At 73.1% G+C, this 25669-nt stretch carries 21 protein-coding genes; 3 read left to right on the top strand and 18 right to left on the bottom strand.

Going from position 1 to position 25669, the window contains the following annotated elements; translation table 11 throughout:
* Window positions 1–53: 53 nt before the first annotated feature.
* On the top strand, window positions 54–1976 hold the full coding sequence (gene dxs, locus AB0C84_RS18580) for a 1-deoxy-D-xylulose-5-phosphate synthase (protein ID WP_361067473.1): 1923 nt from the start codon (window positions 54–56) through the stop codon (window positions 1974–1976).
* Between the two features lie 173 nt (window positions 1977–2149).
* Here the strand turns inward: dxs and AB0C84_RS18575 are convergent, their stop codons facing one another.
* The 5 genes from AB0C84_RS18575 to AB0C84_RS18555 form a co-directional block, all read right to left on the bottom strand.
* On the bottom strand, window positions 2150–2515 hold the full coding sequence (locus AB0C84_RS18575; protein WP_179847444.1) for a hypothetical protein: 366 nt from the start codon (window positions 2513–2515) through the stop codon (window positions 2150–2152).
* 64 nt (window positions 2516–2579) lie between these two features.
* Entirely contained in the window at window positions 2580–3929 is a 1350-nt protein-coding gene (locus tag AB0C84_RS18570) for an FAD-dependent oxidoreductase (RefSeq protein ID WP_361067468.1), read from the bottom strand.
* A 65-nt stretch (window positions 3930–3994) separates the two neighbouring features.
* Window positions 3995–5476: an amino acid permease gene (locus AB0C84_RS18565; protein WP_361067659.1), complete on the bottom strand. Its 1482-nt coding sequence runs from the start codon at window positions 5474–5476 to the stop codon at window positions 3995–3997.
* Window positions 5477–5684: 208 nt separating this feature from the next.
* The gene (locus AB0C84_RS18560) at window positions 5685–7766 is read right to left on the bottom strand and encodes a 3-hydroxyacyl-CoA dehydrogenase NAD-binding domain-containing protein (RefSeq protein ID WP_361067465.1); all 2082 of its coding nucleotides are present in this window, start codon (window positions 7764–7766) and stop codon (window positions 5685–5687) included.
* The gene (locus AB0C84_RS18555) at window positions 7763–8965 is read right to left on the bottom strand and encodes a thiolase family protein (protein WP_361067462.1); all 1203 of its coding nucleotides are present in this window, start codon (window positions 8963–8965) and stop codon (window positions 7763–7765) included. The genes AB0C84_RS18560 and AB0C84_RS18555 overlap by 4 nt, the downstream gene beginning before the upstream one ends.
* A gap of 233 nt (window positions 8966–9198) precedes the next feature.
* On the opposite strand from AB0C84_RS18555, the gene AB0C84_RS18550 reads away from it, so the two are divergent.
* Window positions 9199–10944 (top strand): AMP-binding protein, encoded by a 1746-nt coding sequence (locus tag AB0C84_RS18550; RefSeq protein ID WP_361067459.1) that lies wholly within the window; start codon window positions 9199–9201, stop codon window positions 10942–10944.
* Here AB0C84_RS18550 and AB0C84_RS18545 read toward each other — a convergent pair.
* The 4 genes from AB0C84_RS18545 to AB0C84_RS18530 form a co-directional block, all read right to left on the bottom strand.
* Window positions 10941–12122 (bottom strand): ATP-binding protein, encoded by a 1182-nt coding sequence (locus AB0C84_RS18545; protein ID WP_361067456.1) that lies wholly within the window; start codon window positions 12120–12122, stop codon window positions 10941–10943. The two genes, AB0C84_RS18550 and AB0C84_RS18545, sit on opposite strands and share 4 nt — an antisense overlap.
* Entirely contained in the window at window positions 12119–12781 is a 663-nt protein-coding gene (locus tag AB0C84_RS18540; protein WP_361067453.1) for a response regulator transcription factor, read from the bottom strand. Before AB0C84_RS18540 ends, AB0C84_RS18545 begins: the two co-directional genes overlap by 4 nt.
* Before the next feature lie 62 nt (window positions 12782–12843).
* The gene (locus AB0C84_RS18535) at window positions 12844–13458 is read right to left on the bottom strand and encodes a TMEM175 family protein (protein WP_361067450.1); all 615 of its coding nucleotides are present in this window, start codon (window positions 13456–13458) and stop codon (window positions 12844–12846) included.
* 62 nt (window positions 13459–13520) lie between these two features.
* A complete protein-coding gene (locus AB0C84_RS18530; protein WP_361067447.1) occupies window positions 13521–14423 on the bottom strand; it encodes an NADP-dependent oxidoreductase in 903 nt (300 codons plus the stop codon).
* A 73-nt stretch (window positions 14424–14496) separates the two neighbouring features.
* Here AB0C84_RS18530 and AB0C84_RS18525 point away from each other — a divergent pair, with 73 nt between their 5' ends.
* Window positions 14497–15171: an HAD family hydrolase gene (locus tag AB0C84_RS18525; protein WP_361067444.1), complete on the top strand. Its 675-nt coding sequence runs from the start codon at window positions 14497–14499 to the stop codon at window positions 15169–15171.
* A gap of 43 nt (window positions 15172–15214) precedes the next feature.
* Here AB0C84_RS18525 and AB0C84_RS18520 read toward each other — a convergent pair whose 3' ends face one another.
* The 9 genes from AB0C84_RS18520 to AB0C84_RS18480 are packed head-to-tail and all read right to left on the bottom strand — an operon-like array spanning window position 15215 to window position 25489.
* On the bottom strand, window positions 15215–16135 hold the full coding sequence (locus AB0C84_RS18520) for a cyclase family protein (protein WP_361067441.1): 921 nt from the start codon (window positions 16133–16135) through the stop codon (window positions 15215–15217).
* On the bottom strand, window positions 16132–17061 hold the full coding sequence (locus tag AB0C84_RS18515; RefSeq protein WP_361067438.1) for an ornithine cyclodeaminase family protein: 930 nt from the start codon (window positions 17059–17061) through the stop codon (window positions 16132–16134). Before AB0C84_RS18515 ends, AB0C84_RS18520 begins: the two co-directional genes overlap by 4 nt.
* Window positions 17058–17486: a DUF126 domain-containing protein gene (locus AB0C84_RS18510; RefSeq protein ID WP_179847454.1), complete on the bottom strand. Its 429-nt coding sequence runs from the start codon at window positions 17484–17486 to the stop codon at window positions 17058–17060. The genes AB0C84_RS18515 and AB0C84_RS18510 overlap by 4 nt, the downstream gene beginning before the upstream one ends.
* Window positions 17483–18769 carry an aconitase X catalytic domain-containing protein gene (locus AB0C84_RS18505; RefSeq protein WP_361067434.1) on the bottom strand — a complete coding sequence of 429 codons (1287 nt, stop codon included), beginning with the start codon at window positions 18767–18769 and terminating at the stop codon, window positions 17483–17485. Before AB0C84_RS18505 ends, AB0C84_RS18510 begins: the two co-directional genes overlap by 4 nt.
* A complete protein-coding gene (locus AB0C84_RS18500; protein WP_361067431.1) occupies window positions 18766–20034 on the bottom strand; it encodes an amidohydrolase family protein in 1269 nt (422 codons plus the stop codon). The genes AB0C84_RS18505 and AB0C84_RS18500 overlap by 4 nt, the downstream gene beginning before the upstream one ends.
* Complete coding sequence (locus AB0C84_RS18495; RefSeq protein ID WP_361067428.1) at window positions 20027–21067, bottom strand: ABC transporter ATP-binding protein; 1041 nt, start codon at window positions 21065–21067, stop codon at window positions 20027–20029. The genes AB0C84_RS18500 and AB0C84_RS18495 overlap by 8 nt, the downstream gene beginning before the upstream one ends.
* Window positions 21064–22926: a dipeptide/oligopeptide/nickel ABC transporter permease/ATP-binding protein gene (locus AB0C84_RS18490; RefSeq protein ID WP_361067425.1), complete on the bottom strand. Its 1863-nt coding sequence runs from the start codon at window positions 22924–22926 to the stop codon at window positions 21064–21066. Before AB0C84_RS18490 ends, AB0C84_RS18495 begins: the two co-directional genes overlap by 4 nt.
* On the bottom strand, window positions 22923–23933 hold the full coding sequence (locus AB0C84_RS18485; RefSeq protein WP_361067422.1) for an ABC transporter permease: 1011 nt from the start codon (window positions 23931–23933) through the stop codon (window positions 22923–22925). The genes AB0C84_RS18490 and AB0C84_RS18485 overlap by 4 nt, the downstream gene beginning before the upstream one ends.
* Entirely contained in the window at window positions 23933–25489 is a 1557-nt protein-coding gene (locus AB0C84_RS18480) for an ABC transporter substrate-binding protein (RefSeq protein WP_361067419.1), read from the bottom strand. Before AB0C84_RS18480 ends, AB0C84_RS18485 begins: the two co-directional genes overlap by 1 nt.
* Window positions 25490–25669 lie beyond the last annotated feature (180 nt).

The following is a 25669-nucleotide window of genomic DNA, read 5'->3' as shown; positions in this document are numbered from 1 at the left end:
CGGAACGGCCCGAGCCAGGGGAGACCGAATCCCCGACGGAGGAGTTGAAACGAGTGAGCTTGCTGGAGTCGATCACAGGTCCCGGCGACCTCAAACGACTGGACGCCGCTCAGCTGTCTCGGCTCGCGGAGGAGATCCGCGAGTTCCTCGTCCAGGCGGTCTCCAAGACCGGCGGGCACCTGGGGCCCAACCTGGGAGCCGTCGAGCTGACGATCGCGCTGCACCGCGTCTTCGACTCGCCGCACGACAAGATCCTCTTCGACACCGGCCACCAGGCCTACGTGCACAAGATGCTCACCGGCCGGCACGACTTCGAGCTGCTGCGCCAGCGCGGCGGCCTGTCGGGCTACCCGAGCCGCGCCGAGTCCGAGCACGACATCATCGAGAACTCGCACGCCTCGACCGCCCTGTCCTACGCCGACGGGTTCGCGAAGGCGTTCCAGCTGCGCGGCGAGGACGACCGCGCCGTCGTCGCGGTCGTCGGTGACGGCGCGCTGACCGGCGGCATGTGCTGGGAGGCGCTGAACAACATCGCCGCCGGCGTCGACCGGCCCGTCATCGTCGTCGTCAACGACAACGGCCGCTCGTACTCGCCGACCATCGGCGGCCTCGCCTCGCACCTGGCCGACCTGCGCGTCACCCAGGGCTACGAGAACGCGCTCGACCTGATCAAGAAGACGGTGCCGCGGGCGCCCGTGGTCGGCAACGTCGCCTACGAGGCGCTGCACGGCATCAAGAAGGGCCTCAAGGACGTCCTGCAGCCGCAGGCCATGTTCGAGGACCTCGGCATGAAGTACGTCGGCCCGATCGACGGCCACGACGAGGACGCCGTCGAGCGGGCGCTGCGCCGCGCCCGCGGGTTCGGCCGCCCGGTGATCGTGCACTGCATCACCACCAAGGGCCGCGGCTACGCCCCCGCCGAGAACGACACCGAGGACTGCATGCACGGCGGCGGCGCGTTCGACCCCGCCACCGGCAAGTTCGTCACCGGCAAGGGCGGGCCCGACTGGACGAAGGTCTTCGGCGAGGAGATGGTGGCGATCGGGCGGGAGCGCCGCGACGTCGTCGGCATCACCGCCGCGATGCTCTACCCCGTGGGGCTCGCGCCGTTCGCCGAGGCCTTCCCCGACCGCATCTTCGACGTGGGCATCGCCGAGCAGCACGCGGTCACCTCCGCCACCGGCCTCGCGATGGGCGGCCTGCACCCGGTCGTGGCGCTGTACGCCACGTTCCTCAACCGCGCCTTCGACCAGGTCCTGATGGACGCGGCGCTGCACCGCCAGCCCGTCACCTTCGCCCTGGACCGCTCCGGCGTGACCGGCAGCGACGGCGCCAGCCACAACGGCATGTGGGACCTGTCGATCCTGCAGCTCGTCCCGGGCATGCGCATCGCCGTCCCGCGCGACGGCGCCCGGCTCCGCGAGCTGCTGCGCGAGTGCGTGGCGGTCTCCGACGGCCCGACCGCGATCCGCTACCCCAAGGGCCCGGCCGCCGCAGACGTCGAGGCGGTCGGCAAGGCCGGCGGCATGGACGTGCTGGCCCGCCACGACGGCTCCAACGGCGCCCGCGTCCTCCTGGTCGCGGCCGGCTCCATGGCGACGCCCGCGGTCGAGGCGGCGGAGCTGATCGCCGCGCAGGGCATCGGCGTCACCGTCGTCGACCCCCGGTGGGTGAAGCCGCTCGACCCGGCGCTGCTCGACCTCGCCCGCGAGCACACCCTCGTCGCCGTCGCCGAGGACAACGGCCGCACCGGCGCCGTCGGCGACGCCGTGGCCCGGCTGCTGCGCGACGCGGGCGTCGACGCGCCCCTGCGCACCTTCGGCATCCCGCAGGAGTTCCTCGACCACGCGTCCCGGGGGCAGATCCTCACCGACATCGGGCTCACGCCGCAGGCGCTGGCGCGCGACGTGACCGAGTCGGTGGCCCGCATCACCGCCGACGCCGACGAGCCCGCCGCCTCGCAGGAGCGCTCCTAAAGACCGTCCCGAGGTGGCCTCGGTCACGCTCGCGAACGCGTGACCTGCCCGGTGCCGCGAAGCCGGAGGCGAGCGGCATCGGGCAGATCGCGAAGCGATGCCGCGTTCGCCCAGGCTCGGTCACGTAGCGAGCCGCCAGGCGAGCGAAGTGGGCCGGGACTGTGAAAACACAGCTAAGCGCCTTCCGCGGACAGCAGGCGCCACGCGTGGGTGATGGACGCGGTGGACGTGCCGAGTTCACGTCCGAAGTACGTCCATCGTCCGCGCAGGCACCAGGGGCGCCCCGCGCCGTCCTGGACGTAGACCTGGAGCGGGAAGCAGGCGTCGTGCGCGCGGATGACGCCCGCCGGGTCGACCGAGGGCGCGAGACTGGGCACGCCCTCGCATCGCACGCCCAGGACGGACGTCCGCGGATCCTGGTGTAGGAGACCCCGCGTCAGGTCGTACACCAGTACGGAGATGTAGTCGGGTCCTAGCCACCTGAGGTCGGGGACCGACTCGGGTGGGGGGAACCCGTGCAGTTCAGGACCGCCGGTCACACGCGCACCGTAGCGTCCGGGTCACCTTTGCGTCACTAGTTTCCCGGCGGGGAGTTCGAAGGGATCACGCGGGGCCCCGGCAGGCGGACCGCATCGCCTCCCAGCGGGCGAGCTTGACGCGCTCCCCGCGGTCGAGACTGCGGGCGAGGGCGATCTCGGCGGCGTCCAGGTTCAGCCAGTCGTCGTAGGTGACGACGGGCAGCCCGCGCGACTCCAGCAGCTCCTCGATGGTCCGCTCGGGCGCCGTCCCGGCGTCCGCGAGGTCTTCCAGCAGGTTGCGGACGGTCTCGGCGGCGTCGGACTTGTTGGTCCCCACGACGCCGGACGGCCCGCGCTTGATCCAGCCGGCGACGTACTCGCGGGGCACGAAGGCGCCGTCCGGGCCGAGGATCCGGCCGCCCTCGTTCGGGACGACGAAGGACCGCTCGTCGAACGGGACGCCCTCCAGCGGGACGCTCTGGTAGCCGACCGAGCGCAGCACCATGCCGACCGGCAGCGTCTCGAACTCGCCGGTCCCGGTGACGCGGCCCGACTCGTCCAGCCGGGTGCGCTCCAGCCTGAGGCCCTCGACGCGGTCGGTGCCGAGGATCTCGGCGGGGGCGCGCCAGAACCGCACGTCGATCCGGCGGGCGCGGCCGGCGGCGGGCTCGTCCGTCCAGGCGCTCAGCACCTTGATGTTGCCGCGGACGTGCCGGTCGTTCTCGGCGAGCTCCGCGCTCGCCCGGTCGAGCTCCATGTCCCGCGGGTTGACGTGGATGCTCGCGTTCGGCAGCTCGCCCAGCTCACGCGCCTCCTTGGTGGTGAACTTCGCCTGCGCCGGCCCGCGCCGCCCGATCATGTGGATGCGCCGGACGCGGCTGTGCGACAGCGCCTCGATCACCTGCTCGGGGACGTCGGTGTCGCGCAGCTCGGCGGTCGTCTTGGCGAGGATCCGCACGACGTCGACGGCGACGTTCCCGACGCCGACCACCGCGACCTCCTCGACCGACAGGTCGAACGCGTGGTCGGCGGCGTCGGGGTGCCCGCAGTACCAGTTGACGAAGTCGGTGGCGGCGATGCTGCCGGGCAGGTCCTCGCCGGGGATCCGCATGTGCCGGTCGATCATCGCGCCGGTGGAGTAGACGACGGCGTCGTAGCATCCGAGCAGGTCGTCGCGGGTGACGTCGCGGCCCAGCTCGACGCACCCGAAGAACCGGACCGCCGGGTTCTCCAGCACCCGCTGCAGGTACCGGGCGATCGACTTGATCGAGGTGTGGTCGGGCGCGACGCCGTAGCGCACCAGCCCGTACGGCGTCGGAAGCCGGTCGAAGACGTCCACCCGCACGTCGTCGCCGGCCTGTTTCACCAGGGCCTCGGCGGCGTAGATCCCCGCCGGGCCCGACCCGATCACCGCGACGCGCGCTGGAGATGCCATGCGCGCCATTGTGCACACCCGTCGGTCGAAAGGACACCGTGAGTCCCGTCACGGCGGGGACGGTGTCAGGACTTGTAGGAGATTCCCTCCGCCCGACGACCGACCCTGCTGTTGCGGTACCCGTAGGCGGCGTAGACGACACCGCCGACGACCATCCAGGCGAGGAACCGCAGCCAGGTCTCCACCGGCAGGTTGATCATCACGAACAGGCAGGCCAGCACGGACAGGACCGGGACGACCGGCACCCAGGGCGTGCGGAACGCGCGGGGCAGGTCGGGGCGGGTGCGGCGCAGGATCACCACGGCGACCGAGACGACGAGGAACGCGAACAGCGTGCCGATGTTGACCAGTTCGGCCAGCTCGGCGAGCGGGATGAACCCGGCGAGCACCGCGACGATCACGCCCATGATGATGGTCGCGCGGTAGGGGGTGCCGAAGCGCGGGTGGACGGCCGAGAGCCAGGGCGGCATCAGGCCGTCGCGGCCCATCGCGAAGAAGATGCGGCTCTGCCCGAGGAGCAGGATGAGGACGACGGTGGTGAGGCCGACGACCGCGCCGATGCTGATGATCGTGGCGAAGACGGGATGGCCGACGGCCTTGAACGCGTCCGCGAGCGGCGCGGCGACGCTCAGTTCGGTGTACTTCTGCATGCCGACGACGACGGTCGCCACGGCCGCGTACAGGACGGCGGTGATGACGAGGGAGCCGATGAGCCCGATCGGCAGGTCCCGCTGCGGGCGCCGCGCCTCCTCGGCCGCGGTCGCGACGATGTCGAAGCCGATGTAGGCGAAGAACACGATGGCGACGGCCGAGAAGATGCCCAGCCAGCCGTAGCTGACCGGCGCGCTGCCGAACAGTTCCTGGATCAGCGGCGCCTTGAGGCCCTGCACGCTCGGCGTCGGCTTGGACGGCGGGATGAAAGGGTGGTAGTTGGCGCCCTTGATGAAGAACAGCCCGGCGAAGATCACCAGCAGCACGATGGCCACCTTGATCGAGACGACCACCGCGTTGACCCGGGAGGAGATCTTGACGCCGAGGACGAGCAGCGCGGTCACCGCCAGCACCAGGCAGATGGCGGGGATGTTCACCGTCCCGCCCTCGCCCGGCGGGGCCGCGAGCGCCGTCGGGATCGTGATCCCCGCGTCGTCCAGCAGCGAGGCGAAGTATCCGGACCAGCCGACCGACACCACGGCCGCGCCGAGGGCCATCTCCAGGATGAGGTCCCAGCCGATGATCCAGGCGGGGAACTCGCCGATCGTGGCGTAGGAGAAGGTGTAGGCGGAGCCGGCGACCGGGACGGTGGAGGCGAACTCGGCGTAGCAGAGCGCCGCGAGGCCGCACACGACGGCGGCGAGGATGAACGACAGCGCGACCGCCGGACCGGCCTTGTCCTTGGCGACCTCGCCGGTGAGCACGAAGATGCCGGTTCCGATGATCACGCCGATCCCGAAGACCGTCAGGTCGAACGCCGACAGGTCACGGCGGAGCCGGTGCTCGGGCTCCTCGGTGTCCTGGATCGACTGCTCGATCGACTTCGTGCGCAGCACCTTCAATTTCGAGGCCCCTTCACGTCCCGGTGTCCGGCATACGACCGTCAGGCGTATGCCCGAATGTGCGCGGGTTATGATCCGCCGGAACGCGCGCATGTCCGCCACATGGGCGAACGCCGGAAAAGAGGCGCTCCGAACGTGGTTCGGAACGCCCCTTCTTCCGGCCGGGCCGGGGCCGGGCGGCCCGGGGCCGGGAGGGCAGGCGTCAGGAGGGCAGGGAGGCGACCCCCGGCTCCAGGAAGCGCCCGCCCGCGGCACGCTCGGCGACGCCGGACCTGTCCAGGTACGGGGTGATGCCGCCGAGGTGGAACGGCCAGCCGGCGCCGAGGATCATGCACAGGTCGATGTCCTGCGGGGCCGCGACGACGCCCTCGTCCAGCATGATCCGGATCTCGTCGGCGAGCGCGGCGAGCGCCCGGTCGAGGACCTGCTCCTCGGTGGAGGGGCTCGTCCCGCCGGAGAAGATCTCCACGACCTCGGGGTCGAGGGTGAAGTCGGGCAGGTACACGCCGCTCTTCCCGGCCGCGACCATCTTCGCCAGGTTGTCCGACAGCGGGAACCGGTCCGGGAACGCCGCGTGCAGCGTCTCGTTGACGTGCAGCGCGATCGCAGGGCCGACCAGCCCCATCAGCACGAACGGCGGCATCGGCAGGCCGAGCGGGGCGGCGGCGCGCTCGGCGACCTCGATCGGCGTGCCCTCGTCCACCGTCCTGACGATCTCGGCGAGCAGCCGCAGCAGCACGCGGTTGACGACGAACGCCGGGGCGTCCTTGACCAGGACGCACGACTTCTTCAGCGTCCGGCCCGCGGCGAACGCGGTGGCCAGGGTCGCCTCGTCGGTGCGCTCGCCCCGGACGATCTCCAGCAGCGGCAGTACCGCGACCGGGTTGAAGAAGTGGAACCCGACCACCCGCTCGGGGTGCGCGAGCCCGGAGGCCATCTCGGTGACCGACAGCGAGGAGGTGTTGGTCGCGAGGACGCACTCGGCGGAGACGTACTCCTCGACCTCGGCGAACACCTTCTGCTTGACCGACATCTCCTCGAAGACGGCCTCGATGACGAAGTCGGCGTCGGCGAACGCGTCCTTGGTGAGCGAGCCGGTGATGAGGCCCTTGAGGCGGTTGGCCTTGTCGGGGGACAGCCGCCCCTTGCCGAGCAGCTTGTCGATCTCGCCGTGCGCGTAGCCGACGCCCTTGTCCAGGCGCTCCTGGTCGAGGTCGGTCAGCACGACCGGCACCTCCAGGCGCCGCGCGAACAGCAGGGCGAGCTGCGAGGCCATCAGGCCGGCGCCGACGACGCCGACCTTGGTGATCTTGCGGGCGAGCTCCTTGTCCGGCGCCCCGGCGGGCCGCCTGGCGCGCTTCTGGGTGAGGTCGAACGCGTACAGCCCGGCGCGCAGCTCGTCGCTCATGATGAGGTCGGCCAGGGCCTCGTCCTCGGCGGCGAAGCCCTCGTCGCGGGTGCGGTCCTTGGCCGCGGCGACCAGGTCCAGCGCCCGCGTGTAGGACGGGGCCGCGCCGTGCAGCTTGCCCTCGACGTTCCAGCGGGCCATCGCGACGGCGTCGTCCCACGCCTTGCCCCTGTCGACCTCGGGGCGCCGCACGGTGATCTCGCCTTTGAGCACCCGGGCCGTCCAGGCGAGGGACTCCTCCAGGAAGTCGGCCGAGTCGAAGATCGCGTCGGCGATGCCCAGCTCGTGGACCTGCGCGCCCTTGAGCATCCGGTTCTGGGCCATCGGGTTGTCGATTACGACCTTGAGCGCCCTCTCCGCGCCGATCAGGTTCGGCAGCAGGTAGGTGCCGCCCCAGCCGGGTACGAGGCCGAGGAACGCCTCGGGCAGCGCGAACGCCGGGACGCCGCGCGAGACCGTCCGGTAGGTGCAGTGCAGGCCGATCTCGACGCCGCCGCCCATCGCCGCGCCGTTGTAGTAGGCGAAGGACGGGACGCCCAGCTCGCCGAGGCGGCGGAACACGTCGTGGCCGAGCCGTCCGATGGCCGCGGCGTCCTCGCGCCGCCGGATCATCGGGACGCCCTTGAGGTCGGCGCCGACGGCGAAGATGAACGGCTTGCCGGTGACGCCGACGGCCGCGATGTCGTCACGCCCCGCGACCTCGTCGAGCGCGGCGTTCAGCTCGGCGAGGCCGCCCGGGCCGAACGTGTTGGGCTTGGTGTGGTCGAAGCCGTTGTCGAGCGTGATGAGCGCGAGCGTGCCCGCGCCGTAGGGCAGCGTCACCTCGCGTACGCGCGCGTGCGTGACGACCTCGTCCTTGAAGATGTCAGGGTTCACTTGGCGCCCTCCCAGTTCGCGTTCTCCCAGAGGACGGTTCCGCCCATGCCCATGCCGACGCACATCGTGGTCAGCCCGAACCGGACGTCCGTGCGCTCCTCGAATAGGCGGGACAGCTGGTTCATCAGCCGGACGCCGGACGAGGCGAGCGGGTGGCCGAGGGCGATCGCGCCGCCCCACGGGTTCACCCGCACGTCGTCGTCGGCGATCTTGAAGTGCTCCAGGAACGCGAGCACCTGCACGGCGAAGGCCTCGTTGATCTCGATGAGGCCGATGTCGTCCATGGTCAGCGCGTTGCGGGCGAGGAGCTTCTCGGTCGCCGGGACCGGCCCGACGCCCATCACCTCCGGCTCGACGCCGGCGAACGCGAAGTCGACGAGCCGCATCCGCGGCGCGAGGCCGAGCTCGCGCGCGACGTCCTCGGCCGCGAGCAGGCAGGCGGTGGCGCCGTCGTTGAGGCCCGCGGCGTTGCCCGCCGTGACGTTGCCGTGCACGCGGAACGGCGTCTTCAGCGCGGCCAGGCTCTCCATCGTCGTACCGGGCCGCGGCGGCTCGTCCTCGGTGGCCAGGCCCCAGCCCTGCTCGGCGGAGCGGACCGCGGTCGGCACCAGGTCGGGCTGGATCCTGCCGGCCGCGTACGCCTCGGCGACCTTCCGCTGGCTGCGCACGGCGTAGGCGTCCGCGCGCTCCTTGGTGATGCCGGGGAACCGGTCGTGCAGGTTCTCCGCCGTCGAGCCCATGACCAGGGCGGACGGGTCGACCAGCTTGTCGGCGAGGAACCGCGGGTTCGGGTCGACGCCCTCGCCCATCGGGTGCCGGCCCATGTGCTCGACGCCGCCCGCGATGGCGACGTCGTAGGAGCCGAATGAGATGCCGGCGCCGGTGGTGGTCACGGCGGTCATCGCGCCCGCGCACATCCGGTCGACGGCGAAGCCGGGAACGCTCTTCGGCAGCCCGGCCAGCACGGCGGCGGACCGCCCGATGGTCAGGCCCTGGTCCCCGGTCTGGGTGGTGGCGGCGACGGCGACCTCGTCCACCCGCTCGGGCGGGAGGGACGGGTTGCGGCGCATCAGCTCGCGGATCGCGCGGACGACCATGTCGTCTGCGCGGGTCTGCGCGTACAGCCCCTTGGGGCCGGCCTTGCCGAACGGCGTGCGGACGCCGTCGACGAATACGACGTCGCGTGCGGTGCGAGGCACGGGTCGTCCTCCCTGGGATGGGATCGGATGAAGGTGTCGAGCCTCGTGCCGCCCCTGCCGGCGGCACGAGTACCCGCGACAACGAGGCTACTCGCTGGTAACCCTTAATGCTACTCGTCAGTAACCACTGACCCGCCGCTCATCGCCCCGATGCCCGCCGCCAGGCCCTTGACACCCTTGTCCGGTTAATGACTGATGGGTAACGTGACCGGAAATCACCGGAGGAGGGCACGGTGACGCACGCGAGGCCCGCATACCGGCCGGGAATGCGCCGGCGGATCGGGCACATCCGCGACCTCGCCGCCCTCCTGCTCCGCACCGGCCTGCTGTTCTCCGGCGGCCCCCGCCGGCTGCCCCGCCAGTTCGGCACGCTGCGGCGCTGGGGCACGACGCTCGCCGGGCTGGTCGCCTCCGCCGCCGCCCGCTCCCCGTCCCGCACCGCCCTGATCGACGACGAGGGTGAGCTGACGTTCGCCGAGCTGGACGAGCGCGCCGCCCGCCTCGCCGCCGGGCTGCCCCTGCACGGCCCCCGCCCCCGCGTCGGCGTCCTGTGCCGCAACCACCGCGGCATGGCCCTGACCCTCGTCGCCTGCTCCCGGCGCGGCGCCGAGGTCGTCCTGCTCAACACCGGGTTCGGGACGGGCCAGATCCGCGCCGTGCTCGGCGAACTGCGCCCCACCCTGCTCGTCGCGGACGCCGAGTTCGCGCCGCTGCTGGCGAACGTCCCGATCGCGCTGCGCCGGACCGTGGTGTGGGCCGATCACCGGCCGCCCGCCGCCGCCCCGCTGGCGGCCCCCGTCCCCGCCGCGACACTGCCCCCGCCCCGCACCGCCCCGGACGCCGCCCCCGCCGGCCCGGGGCCGAGCATCGCGGAGATCATCCGCTCGGCGCCGGCGTCCGCCGCCGCGCCCCCGCAGATCCAGAGCCGGACGATCATGCTGAGCTCGGGCACCACCGGCCGCCCCAAGGGCGCCCGCCGCCCGCCCCGCCCCGGCCTGTGGCCGCTGGCCTCGATGACGTCCCTGATCCCGCTGCGCGCCCGGCAGACCATGATCATCGAAGCGCCGCTGTTCCACACCTGGGGCTACGCCGCGCTGCAGATGGCGTGGGCGCTGCGGGCGCCGGTCGTCCTGCACCGCCGGTTCGACCCCGAGGCGACCCTGCGGGCCGTCGCCTCCCACCGCGACGTCACCCTGTTCGCCGTCCCGATCATGCTGCAGCGGATCCTGGAACTGGCCCCCGGGGTCCGCGAGCGGTACGACGCGTCCTCGCTGCGGATCGCGGCGCTGAGCGGCGCCGCGCTGCCCGGCGACCTCGCCACCCGGTTCATGGACGCGTTCGGCGACCGGCTCTACAACGTCTACGGCTCCACCGAGGCGTCCTGGGTGTCCATCGCGACCCCGCGCGACCTGCGGATCGACCCCCGCACCGCCGGGCGCCCGCCCCGCAACACCGCCCTGGCGATCCTCGGCGAGGACGGCCGCCGCCTCGGCCGCTCCACCCGCGGGCACATCTTCGCCGCGAACGAACTGCTGTTCGAGGGCTACACGGGCGGCGAGCCGATGGAGGTCCGCGACGGGATGCTGGCCACCGGCGACCTCGGCCACATCGACCACCGCGGCCTGCTGTTCGTGGACGGCCGCAGCGACGGCGTGGTCGTGTCCGGCGGCGAGAACATCGTCCCCCGCGACGTGGAGGACGCCCTGCTGCGGATGCCGGAGATCCGCGAGATCGCCGTCACCGGCGTCCCCGACCCCGAATGGGGACAGCGCCTCGCCGCGTTCGTCGTCCTGCGGCCCGGCGCCCGGCTCGACGCCGACGCCGTCCGCGCCTACGCGCACGCCCAGGTCGCCCGCTACGCCGTCCCCCGCGACGTCTACTTCATCCCCGAACTGCCGCGCAATGCGACCGGCAAGGTCGTGCACCGCTGGCTGACCGCCCGCCCCGGCCGGCCCGAGCCCGATTCAAGTAGGCCCTAGACCGTGAGGGCGGGTTCGGGGGACACGGGGAGCCGGATCGTGATCGACAGGCCGCCGTCGGGGCGCGGGACGGTGTCGATCGCGCCGCCGTGGGCCGTGACGACCGCCCGCACGATCGACAGGCCGAGCCCCGCGCCGTCCCTGGACCCCGTCCGGTCCGCGCCCAGCCGCCGGAACGGCTCGAAGATCGTCGCGACCTCGTAGGACGGGACGGGCCGCCCGGTGTTGACCACCCGCAGGAACGCCTCGCCGTCCCGGACGCCCGTGCGCACCCAGATCCGCCCGTCCCGCACGTTGTACTTCACGGCGTTCTCCAGCAGGTTCACGGCGCACCGCTCCAGCAGCACCGGGTCACCGGACACGGCGGCCGGGCCGAGCCGCGCCTCGACGTCCACGCCCGCCTCCTCCGCCTTCCCGTCGAGCTGGTCGAGGGCGCTGCGCACCACGTCCCGCAGCGGCGTCCCGACCCGCGCGGCCGGTTCCCTCTCCGACTTCGCGAGCAGCAGCAACCCCTCGATGAGCCGCTCGTGGCGCGCGGTGTTGCCGAGCAGGACGTCCGCGAGGGCCCTGGTCTCCGGCGGGCTCCTGCGGCTCGCCAGCGCGACCTCCAGGACCGTCCGGTTGATGGTCAGCGGCGTGCGCAGCTCGTGCGAGGCGTTCGCGACGAACCGGCGCTGGGCGTCGAACGCGCGGTCCAGCCGGTCCAGCATCCGGTCGAAGGTGTCGGCCAGGTCCTTGATCTCGTCCTGCGGGCCGTCCAGCGCGATCCGCTCGTGCAGGGTGCTCTCCGACAGCCGCCGCGCCGTCGCGGTCACCGTGTGCAGCGGCCGCAGCATCCGCCCCGCCACCACGTACCCGATCACCACCGCCAGGACGCCGAGCACCAGCATCGTCACCAGGGAGCTCTGCAGCAGCTGCTCCAGGACGTCGTGCTTCTGCCGCGCCAGCTCACGGTCGGCGTCGGCCTTCAACCGCACCAGCTCGGTGAGGTCCCCGTCGACGGCCAGCGCGCGCAACCGGGTGATCGTCGCCCCGTCCACGTTCTGGCGCGAGGTGAACCGGCCGTCCATCGTCCTGACGGTCAGCAGGTACGTCACCGCGACCAGCGCCGCCGACGTGACGAGGAACAGCGACCCGTACACCAGCGTGAGCCGCGTCCTGACGCTCGGCCTCCTCACCGCGCCTCCAGCCGGTACCCGGACCCGGTCACCGTCTCGATCACCGGCGGCTGCCCGAGCTTGCGCCGCAGCGTCGCCATCGTGACCCGGACGATGTTGCTGAACGGGTCGATGTTCTCGTCCCACGCCCGCTCCAGCAGCCGCTCGGCGCTCACGACACCGCCCTCCGCCCGCAGCAGCTCCTCCAGCACGGCGAACTCCTTGTTGGTCAGCCGCAGCTCCCGCCCGTCCCGCGCCGCCCTGCGCCGGTGCGGATCGAGCCGGACGCCCCGCCCTTCGAGGACCGGCGGCACCGGCGGCCCCGACCGGCGCGCCAGCGCCCGCACCCGCGCCACCAGCTCGCCGAACACGAACGGCTTCGGCAGGTAGTCGTCGGCGCCGAGCATGAGCCCGTCCACCCGGTCGTCGACGTCCCCGGCCGCGGTCAGCATCAGGATCCGCGCGCGACTCCGCCGGCCCACCAGCTCCCGGCACACGTCGTCGCCGTGGACCGTCGGCAGGTCCCGGTCGAGCACCACGACGTCGTACTCGTTGTAGGAGGCCCGCTCCAGCGCGTCGTCGCCGTCGTACACCACGTCCACGGCCATGGCCTCGTCGCGCAGCCCCTCGGCGACGGTGTCCGCGAGCACCCGCTCATCCTCAACGATCAGCACACGCATGCCCCGAGCATGGCGCCCAGGAGGTTAAACCTTGATAAGCCCCGCCGCCGCGGGGGTGCGGCTCAGATGCCGACGCGGCTCCAGATCCTGCTCACCGGCTTCGAGAGGAAGAGCAGCAGCAGGGCGTAGTACGAGACACCGGGGAGCACCGCGACCACGGCGAGGCTCAGTGCGAGCAGCACCACGGCCGACAGGGCGGAGCGGACCGACTCGATCCCGGCCGGGTCCGTCTTCGACGCGACGTCCGGGTCCCGGTAGGAGAGCACGGTCAGCGCGGCCTGGCAGGCGGTCGCGACGAGGACGTTGCCGATGTAGAGCATCACGGTGAAGCGGTCGTCGCCTGGATAGGAGGCCACCATCTCCGTGGGGAACGGCAGGATCACGATGGCGAGCAGCCAGCCCGTGTTCAGCGCCATCAACGCGCGCGTGTAGCCGCCGACGTGCTCGAACACCCGGTGGTGCACGAACCACAGCCGGGTGATCACCACGAAGCTGAGCGTGAAGGCCCAGATCTGCGGGAGATGCTCGGTGACGACCTCGACCGACCGCTGGTGCGCGTTCACCGCCTCCGGCACCACGTCCACCAGCGGCAGCACCAGCAGCGTCACGGCGATCGCCACGACCGCGTCGGTGAACAGAACGAGCCGATCGGGATCCCGAGACACCGCCCGTGACATACCCGGACCCTACCCCGGCGCCGCGCCCCCGGCCCCGTATCGCCGTGGCTCGGCGGGCCGGATCAGCCGACCAGCAGGACGATCTTGCCGCGCGCGCGGCCGCCCTCGCCGGCACGGTGCGCCTCCGCGACCTCGGCGAGCGGGAAGGTCCGCGTGACGGGCGGCGAGAAACGCCCCGCCTCGACCAGCGCGCCGATCTCATCGAGCACGTGGACCGCGCGGCCGTCGTCCCCGCGGCTGAACCGCACCCCGTGCTCCCGGGCGCCGCCGAAGTCGGCGACCGTGACGACGTGCTCCGCGCCGCCGGCGAGCTCGATCAGATCGGGCAGCACCCCGCTTCCGGCGACGTCGAGCGCCACGTCCACACCGCTGGGCGCCAGTGCGCGGACCCGCTCGACCAGACCCGCGCCGTAGACGACCGGCTCGGCCCCCAGCGAGCGCAGATACTCCTGGTTCGCCGGCCCGGCGGTGCCGATCACGCGCGCGCCTCGGACCACGGCGAGCTGGACCGCGGCGCTGCCGACGCTCCCGGACGCGCCGTCGACGAGCAGCGCGGAGCCGTCCCGGACACCGAGCTGGTCGAGGGCGCGCGCGGCCGTCTCGATGGCCGCCGGCAGCGCGGTGGCGCCGGCGAAGTCGAGCGAGGGCGGAATGGGCGCGTAGTGGGACAGCACGGCCAGCTCGGCCTGGGCCGCCCCCTCGACGCAGAACCCGAACACGCGATCGCCGACGGCCGCGTCCGCCACGCCGTCGCCGACCTCGTCGACGACGCCCGCCGCCTCGTACCCGAGGGTCTGGGGGAGATCGCGCTCCATCAGCCCTCCGCGCTTCTTCCAGTCGCCGGCACTGACCCCGGCCGCGCGCACGGCGACCCGCACCTCACCGGCGCGCGGGCGCGGGTCGGGCAACTCCACGACCTCAAGGACCTCGGGCCCTCCGAACCGGCTGAAACGCACAGCCTTCATCCCCTGCTCCGTTCGGCCGCGCGGACGTCGTACGACCCGCGCATCCACTCCGTCGACGAACTAGCCTCACATCATGATCGAGGCCGTGCTGTGGGACGTCGACGACACGATCTTCGATTTCACCGGCTCGGAACGGACCGGGCTGCTGCGCCACCTCGAGGCGGAGGGCCTGCCCGCCGGCGAGGCCGCACTGGCCCGCTGGCACCGGATCACCGAGACCGCACGCCGGGACCTCGCGGCGGGGCGGCTGACCTACGACGAGTACCGCCGCGCGAGAGTCCGCACGTTCGTGGACCGTCCGCTGAGCGACATCGACGCGGACGCCTGGCACGACCGGTACGAGGCGCTGTTCGAAGCGGCATGGTCGGCGTTCCCCGACGCGGCGCCGGCGCTGGACGCGCTTCCCTACCGCCAAGGAATCCTGTCCAACTCCACCACCGTCCATCAGGAGCGCCGGTTGACGGCCCTGGGCCTGCGCCACCACTTCGAAGTGCTCCTCTGCTCCGACCGCCTCGGCTGCGCGAAACCCGATCCCCAAGCCTTCCTGGCCGCGTGCGCAGCCCTGGAGTCGCCGCCCGTCCGCGTCGCCTACGTCGGCGACAAACTGGACGTGGACGCCGAAGGCGCGCGCAGTGCGGGCCTCCACGCCGTCTGGCTCGACCGAGCGGGCACGGCGGCTCCGACGCCGGCCGGGATCCATCGAATCCCGGCCCTGACCGGACTCTCCGCACTCCTGGCAGCCTGCTGAGCCCCACGCGGGAGCCGTTGCCGCTACGCGATTCTGCCCGCGCCTACTTCAGCACGAGCGGGTTCACGGGCGATCCGACGGCGCCGGTGACCTTCAACGGCGGCGCGACGAAGAAGAACTCGTGGACGCCGTCGCCCGCGCAGTCCTCCGCGAGGGCCTCCAGGTCGAAGATCTCACCGAGCGGGATCCCGACGTCGCGGAGCAGCACGCAGTGCACGGGGCTGGTGACGGCGGGGTCCTCTCCGGGCGCCACCTCTATGCCCCAGTTGTCCATGCCCAGCGCGGCGAGGTCGTGGTCGCGGATCCACCGCACGCAGTCGAGGCCGAGCCCGGGTTCGGTGCTCATCCACCCGGCGGCGTCCCGCTCGACCGCGAACTTCTTCCACCAACCGGTCCGGACCAGCAGGACGTCGCCCGCGCGGATCTCGGTGCCCTGGCACTCCGCGACTGCGTCGAGCGTCTCCGGGCCGATCACGTGGCCGCCCTCCAGCCAGTCGACACCGGCGTGCCGGGCGACGTCGAGCAGGACGCCCCGCCCGGCGATCCCGCCGCCGAGGGCGTCGATCGAGCACCGCGACGCGCCGTGCGGGCCGACCGCGTCCTCGCCGAACCCGTTGTAGAGCCGGCCGTCGTACCAGACGTGCGCGAACGCGTCCCACTGCGTCCCGGCCTGCAGCGGCATGACGACGTAGTCGTCCGACCACTTCGCGCCGCCGGGGTACTCCTGGCCCGCACCGGTCTCGGTCATCATGTGCAGCGGATTGATACGGCCGGGGAACGCCTGCGGGCCGTCGGCCCCGAGCGGGATCCCGAGGTCGAACACGGCGCCCTTGCGCACGAGACGCGCCGCCCCCACGATCTCCCGCGGCGTGATGAGGTTGGTGGTGCCGCGCTCGTCCTCGGCGCCCCACCGGCCCCAGTTGCTGACTTCGGCGCCGACCCGGCGGAAGTCCCCGGAGGTCATCGCGGCGCCCGCTCGCGCTCGTGCACCGCGACCGCCACGACGAGGTCCTCCCAGGCCATGCCGACGCTCTTGAAGACCCTCGGTCTCGCGTCGTCCGCGAGGGGCTCGCCGCGGACCAGGTCGGCCAGCTCGATCAGGCCGGTCTCCTCGATCGCCCCGTGGGCGAGGGCCTGGACCACGTCGCCGGCCTCGGTCGTCGCGACCGTCCGCGACTCGACCACGACCTGTGCGCCCGCCATGACGTCGTCGCCCAGCTCGCGGGCCTCGGGGTGGTGGGAGCCGACGGCGACGACCACGGTCCGCGGGGCCAGCAGCTCCGCCCCGAACAGCGGTTCGCGGGCGCTGGTACAGCAGAGCACGACGTCGGCCTCGGGCACGTCACGGGCCGAGCCCGCGCGGGCGCGAAGGCCCTCGTCGGCGCAGCGGCGGACGAGCCGCTCGGTCCGCGCAGGATCACGTCCGGCGACGACCACGTCGCGCAGCCCGTGCAGCGCGTGGAACGTCTCGATATGCGCGAGCGCCTGCGGCCCGCTGCCGAACACGACGGCCGTGCGGATCGGCCGGGCCGCCATGTGCCGCGCGGCGAGGGCGGACACGGCCGGGGTCCGCAGGAGGGTGAGCTCCCCGCCGTCCAGCATGGCCACCAGCCGGAGCGTGCGGGCGTCCATCAGCAGGTACAGGCCGGAGATGGTCGGGAGTCCCCGGGCCGGGTTGCCCGGTGCCAGGCCGAGCACCTTGACGCCGACATGGCCGCTGACTTCCGACGGCATCAGCAGCAACTCGCCGTGGCGCGTCGGCCGGGAGACGCGTCCCTGCTCGTCCGCGGGCCGGAGGCCGCCGAGCAGCGCCCGCTCCAGCGCGTCGACCAGGTGCCGCGCGTCGGCGAGCCGCCGCATCCTCTCGCCGTCGATCCCCTCGAAGCTCATCGCCGTCCCGCCTCCTCGATCCGTACCTCGGCGCCCTCGTCCGTCGCCGCCACCGTCACCGTGCCCGTGCGCGGGAGCGCGTCGAAGTCGCCGGCGGACAGCACGACGACGGGCATCTCGATCGCGTAGAGCTCGCGGGCCACGATCGCCGCGAGCGTCACGATCGCGTCCGGGCGGCGGAGCAGGACGGCCGCCGGCGCCGTACCGCGCCGGATCTGCTCGGCGAGCACCGTGGAGCTCGAACTCGACCCGCGGCTCGCGGCGAAGGCCAGCACCCGGCCGGCGGCGCGGGCCCCGCGCTGCGGGTGGTGGACGTCGGTGATCTCGCCGGTCGCCACGTCGCTGCCGCCCCAGAACGACAGCGGCTCGTCCAGCAGCAGCAGGGGGGCGGTCGCCCGCCCCGGGCTGAGCGGTGTCCCGATCATGACGCCTCCCAGAGGGCGGGGTCGCGGACCACGCGGCCCGCGCGGGCCGACAGCACGCATTCGGCGAGCGACGCGAAGACCACGTCGATGCCGAGGTTCGTCGGCGCGTACCACGCCCACTTCGCGGAGTTCGTCATCACCACGCGCGCCGACGTCCGCAGGACCGGGGCGATGTAGGTGCAGGTGTCGACCAGGATCCGTGCTCCGGCGCGGCGGCAGACCTCCGCGTCGCCGGTGCGTTCGGCCTCGGCGAGGACGGCCCGGCTCGTCGAGATCCAGAACTCGACGCCCGCGTCGAACGGCGGCCCGCCGGCCAGCAGCCCGGCGAGCGCGCGGAACTCGGCCGCCGAGAAGTGCGGGGTGCCGACGCTGATCGCGTCGAGCCGTCCGCCCCGCGCCGTGGTGAGCTCGTCGCACGCCGCGCGCAGGTCCGCCGCGGTCACCTCGAAGCGCCGCTCGGCGGCGCGGCCGCGGAAGGCGGTCGCGGCGTCGGGCGCCTCCGGCGTCAGGCCGACCGCGTGGAACAGGGCCACGCCCCCGGCCGAGGCCGCCGCGGCGCCGAACGCCTTCAGCCGGTCCTCGTCCGCGTCGCCGGGCAACCCGGTCAGCACGGGGACGCGGGTCCCCGACCGGCGGCCGGCGAGGTGGCCGAGCGCCGCCCAGGCGACGTCCGTATCGAACGTACCGGCGGGCACCCCCGAACATTCGAACAGGTCCTGACCGGCGCGGTTCTCGTCCAGGTGCAGGCCCACGAGCGGGGCGAAGCCGGTGACGGCGGCGCAGATGTCGGCGAAGTCGCCGTAGCGGTCGGTACGGGCTCCGAGGACCGAGTTGGCGAACACGATGGCGTTCGACTCCGCCCACGCCACGTGCCGGCCGTACGCCGGCCGCTCCGGGAGCTGGTACGGAGCGCAGGTCCACGTGGGCTTCGCGCCGAGGGCGACGTAGCCGTCCATCAGCCGCCGGGCGTCCGCCCGCTCGCCGGGTTCGCCGCGCACCACGCCCGGGTGCAGCAGGTCCAGCGAGCCGACGTTGAGCGTCGTCGGGACGGCGGTCCGCGCGCCCCCGGCGATGAGCCGCTCGACCAGGTCGATCCCCACCTGGCCGTGGAAGAGGCAGCCGTCGACGTGCGCCGAGTCGACCGGGATCAGCCGTTCGGCGCCGAGCGCGCGGGCGAGCCGGACGATCACCCGCATGGCCAGCGCGGCGCCGTCGCCGTGGCCGCCCGCGAGCATCGCCCGCTGCCCGCCCGTCAGCGCCGGATCGCGGATCGCGTGTGTCATGAGGCCTCACCCACCAGTCCGCCCTCGCCCGCGTGTTCGCCCGTTCGCACGCCCTCGTGCACGATCCGGCCGTCCTTGACGACCAGCCGGATCCGCGCCAGCGCGCCGATGTCGGCGGCGGGGTCGCCCTCGACCAGCACCAGGTCGGCGAGTTTGCCCACCTCCACCGTGCCGGTGTCGTGCAGGACGTCCATGTTCTCCGCGGCGTTGCGGGTGGCCGCGCGGATCACCTCGGACGGGGTCAGCCCGTACCGGACCATGAGCTCCAGTTCGCGGACCAGGTCCGTGTGCGGGTTGTACGGGGTGCCCGCGTCGGTGCCGGCCGCGATCTTGAGACCGGAGCGGACCGCGGCGACGAAGCTCTCGCGGTGCCGCTCCGCCTCCCGCGCGGCCTTCTCGTGCACCCAGGGCGGCATGCCCGCGCCGGTCCCGGCCGTCACGATCGAGGCCACCGCGAGCAGCGTCGGCACGAGGTAGGCGTCCCGCGCGACGGCGAGTTCGAGTGCCTCGTCGTCGAGCCGGATGCCGTGCTCGATCGAGTCGACGCCCGCGCGCAGGGCGTTCTTGATCCCCTGGTTGCCGATGGCGTGGACGGTGATGCGCCGCCCCGCGTTGTGCGCCTCCTGCGCCGCGACCGCCAGCTCCTCCTGGACCAGCGCGGTGTTCCCGGGATCCACCCCCGAGGTCAGCACTCCGCCGGTCGCCATCGCCTTGATGAAGTGGGCGCCCGCCTTGAGCTCGGCGCGGGTCGCCGCCCGTACCCCGTCCACCCCGTCGGCCTCGCGCCCGATGAAGTGGCCGTGCCCGCCGGTCATCGTGATCACCCGCCCGGCGGCCCGGACGCGCGGCCCCGGGATGAGGCCGTCGTCGATCCCCTTGGCGACCTCGATCACGACCCCGTCGGCGGCGCCGCAGTCGCGGACGCTCGTCACTCCCGTCCGCAGGGTCAGCGCGGCCGTCGTCGCGCTCTTCAGCGCGGCGAGCGGCAGGGAGTCGGACACGATCTGCCGGGTGAAGTCCGGCCCGGCGTCGGCGGACAGGTGGACGTGCGAGTTGATCAGTCCGGGCAGCAGGCTGCGGCCGGCGCCGTGGACGATCGCGTGCGCCGGGAACGTCGGCGCGGACTCCGCCGGGCCGACCCACGCGATCCGCCGGCGGTCGACGACCACGGCGAGGCCGGGGCGGCCGGGCCCGCCGTGCCCGTCGATCAGGTTCACGTCCCGGATCAGGAAGGCCTCCGGGCCGGGGGGCACGCGCTCACTCACCGCGGCCGCCCTCGGCGGGGTTCTGCGAGGCGAGGTTCTCCGAGGCCGGCCCGATGGGGTAGTGGCACGCCGTCCTGCGCGCGTGCGGTGCGACGTCCCGGAGGACCGGCGGCTCCGCCGCGCAGCGGCCGCGGTCCCCGTGGGTCCGCGGCCCGTACCGGCAGCGGGGGTGGAACACGCACCCGGACGGCGGATTCGCCGGGTCGGCGACGTCCTCGCTCGTGAGCCCGCCGGCCGGCTCCGTCAGCGACCGGCCGCTCGGATCGGGCCGGCTGTCGCGCAGCAGTTCGGTGTAGGGGTGCCCCGGGCGGGAGAGGACGTCGCTCGCCCCCTGCTCGACCAGCGTGCCGAGGTACAGCACGCTCAGGTCGGTGCACATGTACTGCGCGACCGCCAGGTCGTGGGTGATGAAGACGTAGGTCAGCCCCAGCCGTCTCTGCAGGTCGAGCAGCAGCTCCAGGATCTCGGCCTGCACGGAGGTGTCGAGCGAGGAGGTCACCTCGTCGGCGATGACGACCCGGGGCTCGGCGGCCAGGGCGCGCGCGATGACGATGCGCTGGCGCTGGCCGCCCGAGAACTCGTGCGGCAGCCGCCGCGCGGCGGAGGCGTCGAGCGCGACCGACTCCAGCAACTCGGTGATGCGGTCCCGGTGCGTGCCGGTGCGCAGCCGCCCGCGCGGGTCGATCGCCTCGGCCAGCGCCCGCCCGACCGGCATCCGGGGATCCAGCGAGGAGTACGGGTCCTGCGGGACCAGCTGGATCCGGCGGCGGGCCGCGAAGCGCTCCCTGCGCGGCAGCCGGTGGACGTCCGCCCCGTCGAGCCGGACCACGCCGCGGGCCGGGGCGAGCTGTCCCACCAGCACCCGGGCCAGCGTCGACTTGCCGGAGCCGGACTCGCCCACCACCCCCATCGTGCGGCCGCGGCCGATCGCGACGCTCACGTCGTGCAGGACGTTGCGGGAGCGCGCGCCGTAACCCGCCGAAACCCCCTCGGCGCTCAGCACGATGTCGCCCGGTTCGTCGGTATGCGTCATGTCCGGACCTCCGGGGTCGATGTCTCGGCGTGGCAGGCGACCGCGTTGCCCGAGGGCTCGGCGACCAGCGCGGGAACGACCTCGGCGCAGACGGGCGCCGCGAGCGGGCACCGGGGCGCGAAGGCGCAGCCCGCCTCCCGGGCCTCGGCGGACGGTGCGCGTCCGGGAAGCGGCACGAGCCGGGCGCCGTCCAGGTCCGTCGCCGTTTCGGGAGAGGCGGCCAGGAGCGCGCGCGTGTAGGGGTGCCTTACGTCGCGCCGGCGGAGGTCCTCCACCGACACCTCCTCCACGACGCGCCCCGCGTACATCACGCAGACCCGGTCGCAGAGTGCGGACACCACGCCGATGTCGTGCGAGATGAGCAGGATCGCCGTGCCGTGCTCGCGGTTGATCTGCTTCAGCAGGCGCAGCACGTCGGCCTGCACGGTGACGTCCAGCGCGGTGGTGGGCTCGTCGGCGATGATCAGTTTCGGCTCGTGCAGCATCGCCGCGGCGATCATCGCGCGCTGCCGCATGCCGCCGGAGAGCTCGTGCGGATACTGGCGCATCCGCAGTTCGGGCGAGGACACCCGCGTCTCGGTCAGCCGGGCGACCGCCATCGCCTCGGCCTGCCGCCGGGACGTCCCGGTGTGCACCCGGAGGATCTCGGTGAGCTGGGTGCCGATCCGCAGCGCCGGGTTGAAGCTGCTCGACGGGTCCTGGAAGACGATCCCGAGTTCGGTGGCCAGCCGCGCGGGCGGGGCCTTCGCCGGGTCGGCCAGATCGATGCCGTTCACCTCGAGGTGCTCCGCGGACCAGTCCAGCTCGCGGGGCAGGAGCCGTGCGAGCGCGAGCGCGGTCAGGCTCTTGCCGGAGCCGGACTCGCCGACGATGCCGACGACCTCTCCGGCGCCGACGGTCAGCGACACCTCGTGGATCAGCTCCCGGCCGTCGGGCCGGCGGACCGACAGGCCCCGCACGGACGCCGCCGCGGCGCCTTCCGGCCCCGTGCCGCCGGACGGTGCGGGGCGCGGCGGCGCGGGGACGGGGGCGGGCCGCCGAGGCGGCGGCGCACCGCGCGGATCCAGGTGCCGGACCAGGCCGTCGCCCACGAGGCCGGCGGCGAGCCCGGTGACCAGGATCGCCAGGGCGGGGCCGAGCGCCTCGCCCGGATTGTCGTAGATGTTGCGCAGCCCGCTCGCCAGCAGGCTGCCCCAGTCGTACGCCGGCGGCTGGACGCTCAGCCCGAGGAAGCTGAGCCCGGAGACCGTCAGCACGCTGGTCGCGAACCCCACCGAGACGAGCACGAGCAGGGGAGCGGCGATGTTCGGCACCACGTGCCGGATCAGGACGCGGAACCGGCCGACGCCCAGCAGCCGCGCGACCGCGACGTAGTCCCGCTCGTTCACCGACAGCGCGAGCCGGTTCGTCAGCCGCGCGAACTGGGGGCAGAACGCCAGGCCGAGCGCGCCGACCACGGACGCGCGCCCCGGCGAGAGGATCGCGGTGAACGTCAGCGCGATGATGATCGGCGGGAACGACAGCAGCAGGTCGATGACCCGGTCGCCCACCGCGCGGACGGCCGTGCCGGCGGCGGCGATCCCCGCCCCGAGCAGCGTGCCGAGCACCGCGGCGATCGCGGTGGCGGCGATCGCCATCTCGACCGTCAGCCGCGTCGCGACGACGGTCCGCCAGAACACGTCGCGTCCCAGCGCGTCGGTGCCCAGCCAGTGTGCCCCGGAGGGGCCCTGGCGGATGTCGGCGCTCAGCGCGTCGGCGCGTCCCTGCCACAGCATCGGCGCGACGACGGCGACCACCACGATCAGGGCGGCCAGGACGAGGCCGGCGACGAGGGGCGCCGGAGGCCGGTTGCGTCTCATGAGCGTCTCCTCGTCAGCACTCGCGGATCGAGCAGGCCCAGCGCGACGTCGACGATCAGGTTGATCAGGACGGCGACCAGCCCGAGGACGAGGATGATCCCCTGGACCTCCGGATAGTCGCGCTTGACGATCGCGCGCACGATCTCCGAGCCGATGCCGGGCATGTTGAAGACGTTCTCGGCGACGACCGTCCCCCCGAGCAGCGCGACGAGGATGAGGCCGCCGAGCGTCAGCGTGCTGGTCACGACGTTGGGGACCACGTGCCGCAGGAGCAGGCGCGTGTTCGACAGCCGCTTGCTCATCGCCATCGTGACGTAGTCCTGGGACAGCACCGTCGCGGTCTCGTTGCGCACCAGGCGGGTGAGCACCGCCGCCGGCGCGATGGCGATGGACAGCGCGGGCAGGATCATCGAGGTGAACCCCGCGCCGCCCTGCACGGGCAGCCAGCGCAGGGTCAGCGCGAACACGAAGACGAGCAGGGTCCCGGCGACGTACTCCGGCATGGCGCCGAGGACCGAGGCGCCGACGCCGAACGACGATGTCGCGGCGCGGGCGCGTCCGCGTTGCTGCGCGACCCCGACCGCGGTGCCGAGCGGTATCGCCACGGCCAGCACGACGACCAGCGCGCTCGTCGCCAGCGCGATCGTGAGCGGCAGCCGCTGGGCGAGCATCGCCGACACCGGCTGGCCGGTGGTGAAGGAGGCGCCGAGGTCGCCGTGCGCCAGTCCGCCGAGGTAGGAGCCGAACTGCCGCCACAGGGGCTCGGTCAGCCCGAGCCGCTCGCGGACCTGCCGCACCTCCTCCTCACCGGCGGTCAGCCCGACGATCTGCCGGGCCGGATCGCCCGGCACCCAGCGCACGATCATGAAGGTCACGACGACGAGGAAGGCGAGCACGGCGGCGACGCCGCCGAGGCGCCGGGCGAGGTAGCCGGTCCACGGGGAACCGGCCACCCGCCGGGCGAGCCCGCGGCTCGCCGCCGACGCGCCCGCGGCGGTCGTCACCATCAACCGGCCGCCTTGGCGACGCGGATCGAGGCCGGCACCGCGAACCCGTTGACGACGCTGCCGCTCGTCCCGCCCGCGAACAGGACGTGCACCGGCGCGGTGGCCAGCGGCAGGACGTCGACGTTGCGCAGCAGCGACTGCTGGAAGGTCGTCAGCGCGGCGCACTTCTCCTCGGCCGAGCCGGTCGCGGCCCGGTCGTAGGCCCGCGCCGCCTCCGGGTTGTTCGTCGCGCCGATGTTGAGGCCCTTCGGCGGCGCGTCGTGCACGAAGAACTGCCCGACCGGCAGGAAGCTCGACAGCCGGTTGCCGTACACGAAGATCGTGACGTCCCAGTCGTTCTTGCCGCCGAACAGGTCCGACACCCACGCCTGGTTGTCCATCGTGCGGACCGTCGCGGTGGCGCCGGCCGCCTGCAGCGCGGACATGACCTGGTCGTTGGCCGCGCCGCCGGCCAGGATGTTGGTGCCGATGACCTGGAGCTTCACGCCCTTGAGGGCCTTGGCGGCCGCGGCCGCGTCGTACTTGGGGACCAGGGCGTTCGAGCCGCTGTCGAAGCACTCGTAGGAGGGACGGCCGAGGCTGGAGATCAGCTCGCCGGAGCCGAAGCTCTGCACCTTGTTCAGAACGGAACGATCCAAGGCCTGCGCGATCGCGAGCCGGACGCCGCGGTCGGCGGTCGGATGTCCGGCGGTCTCGTTGAAGACGAGCATCGTGTCGGACTGCGGCGAGGTGCGGACGGTGATCCCGCCGGTCGACTTGAACCGGTCCCAGGCGTTGGAGGTGAACGAGGGGATCTGGAGCTCACCGGTGGAGGTCAGGTTGGCCCGGGTGTTCTCGTCGTCCACCACCTTGAGCACCAGCTTCTTCGGCGGCTCGCCCGCCGTCTGGGCGGCGTACGCCGGACCCCACGCGTACTGCGGCCGCCGGGTCAGCGTGTAGCTGGAGCCGGTGACCTGCGACTCGGAGACGAAGGCGCCCGTGCCGGCTGACTTCGTCCGCAGGGTCGACGGGTCCTTCATGCCGGACGGGCAGACGATGCCGGCGAACGGTCCGGTCATTCCGGGCACCAGGTCCGACCAGGCCTTCGCCATCGTGATCGTCACCGAGTCCGCGGTCGACGTCGCCTTCGCCGAGTTGCCCGGGCCGATCGCCTGGCGCACGAGCGGCGCCTTGGTCGCCGGATCGAAGAGCCGGTTCAGCGACGCCGCCACCATCGCGCCGGTCAGTGCCGTGCCGTCCGAGCAGGTGACGCCGCCGCGGAGGTGGAAGGTGGCGGTCTTCGGGGTGGACTTCCACGTGTCCGACAGCCCGGGGACCAGCTTCCCGGACGGGTCGAAGGCGACCAGCGTGTCGTACAGCGCGGCGAGGGCGACGGAGTCCTGGAACGTGCTCGCCTGGGTCGGGTCGTAGCTGCTGACCGGGCCGTCGAGGGTCATGGAGACGACGCCGTTCGTGACGTTCGGCGGCGCCTTGGCCGCGGAGCCCGATGTTCCGCCGCAACCGGCGGCGAGGGCCGCGCTGACGGAGACACTCGCGACGACTGCCCGATGCCCCATACGAATTCTCATGGTGGTCCTTCGGTGATGTGCCGGATGGGAGGTGCGGTGCCCCGGGAGCCGGGCGCCTGGCCGTGTTCATCAAAGTGAACTTGTGTCGGCCATGGTGACGACCCGGCTATCCGATGTCAATATGTTGAACGCACGAATCAGGCGCAGCCGGATCGGCTGCGCCTGGGT

It is taken from the genome of Actinomadura sp. NPDC048955 (assembly GCF_040649435.1).
In the GTDB taxonomy this organism is placed as follows: Bacteria; Actinomycetota; Actinomycetes; order Streptosporangiales; family Streptosporangiaceae; genus Spirillospora; species Spirillospora luteofluorescens.
Note: the sequence above shows the minus strand (reverse complement) of the source record. Positions and strands in the feature narration are given on the sequence as shown.

What these genes read in the sequence shown, in the direction of transcription:
- AB0C84_RS18570 (WP_361067468.1), bottom strand. Translation starts at nt 3,929, where the DNA reads ATGGCATCTCCAGCGCGCGTCGCGGTGATCGGGTCGGGCCCGGCGGGG.
- AB0C84_RS18540 (WP_361067453.1), bottom strand. Translation starts at nt 12,781, where the DNA reads ATGCGTGTGCTGATCGTTGAGGATGAGCGGGTGCTCGCGGACACCGTC.
- AB0C84_RS18515 (WP_361067438.1), bottom strand. Translation starts at nt 17,061, where the DNA reads ATGAGCTTCGAGGGGATCGACGGCGAGAGGATGCGGCGGCTCGCCGAC.
- AB0C84_RS18490 (WP_361067425.1), bottom strand. Translation starts at nt 22,926, where the DNA reads ATGAGACGCAACCGGCCTCCGGCGCCCCTCGTCGCCGGCCTCGTCCTG.
- AB0C84_RS18520 (WP_361067441.1), bottom strand. Translation starts at nt 16,135, where the DNA reads ATGACCTCCGGGGACTTCCGCCGGGTCGGCGCCGAAGTCAGCAACTGG.
- AB0C84_RS18530 (WP_361067447.1), bottom strand. Translation starts at nt 14,423, where the DNA reads ATGAAGGCTGTGCGTTTCAGCCGGTTCGGAGGGCCCGAGGTCCTTGAG.
- AB0C84_RS18495 (WP_361067428.1), bottom strand. Translation starts at nt 21,067, where the DNA reads ATGACGCATACCGACGAACCGGGCGACATCGTGCTGAGCGCCGAGGGG.
- AB0C84_RS18480 (WP_361067419.1), bottom strand. Translation starts at nt 25,489, where the DNA reads ATGGGGCATCGGGCAGTCGTCGCGAGTGTCTCCGTCAGCGCGGCCCTC.
- AB0C84_RS18485 (WP_361067422.1), bottom strand. Translation starts at nt 23,933, where the DNA reads ATGGTGACGACCGCCGCGGGCGCGTCGGCGGCGAGCCGCGGGCTCGCC.
- AB0C84_RS18505 (WP_361067434.1), bottom strand. Translation starts at nt 18,769, where the DNA reads ATGACACACGCGATCCGCGATCCGGCGCTGACGGGCGGGCAGCGGGCG.
- AB0C84_RS18510 (WP_179847454.1), bottom strand. Translation starts at nt 17,486, where the DNA reads ATGATCGGGACACCGCTCAGCCCGGGGCGGGCGACCGCCCCCCTGCTG.
- AB0C84_RS18535 (WP_361067450.1), bottom strand. Translation starts at nt 13,458, where the DNA reads ATGTCACGGGCGGTGTCTCGGGATCCCGATCGGCTCGTTCTGTTCACC.
- AB0C84_RS18525 (WP_361067444.1), top strand. Translation starts at nt 14,497, where the DNA reads ATGATCGAGGCCGTGCTGTGGGACGTCGACGACACGATCTTCGATTTC.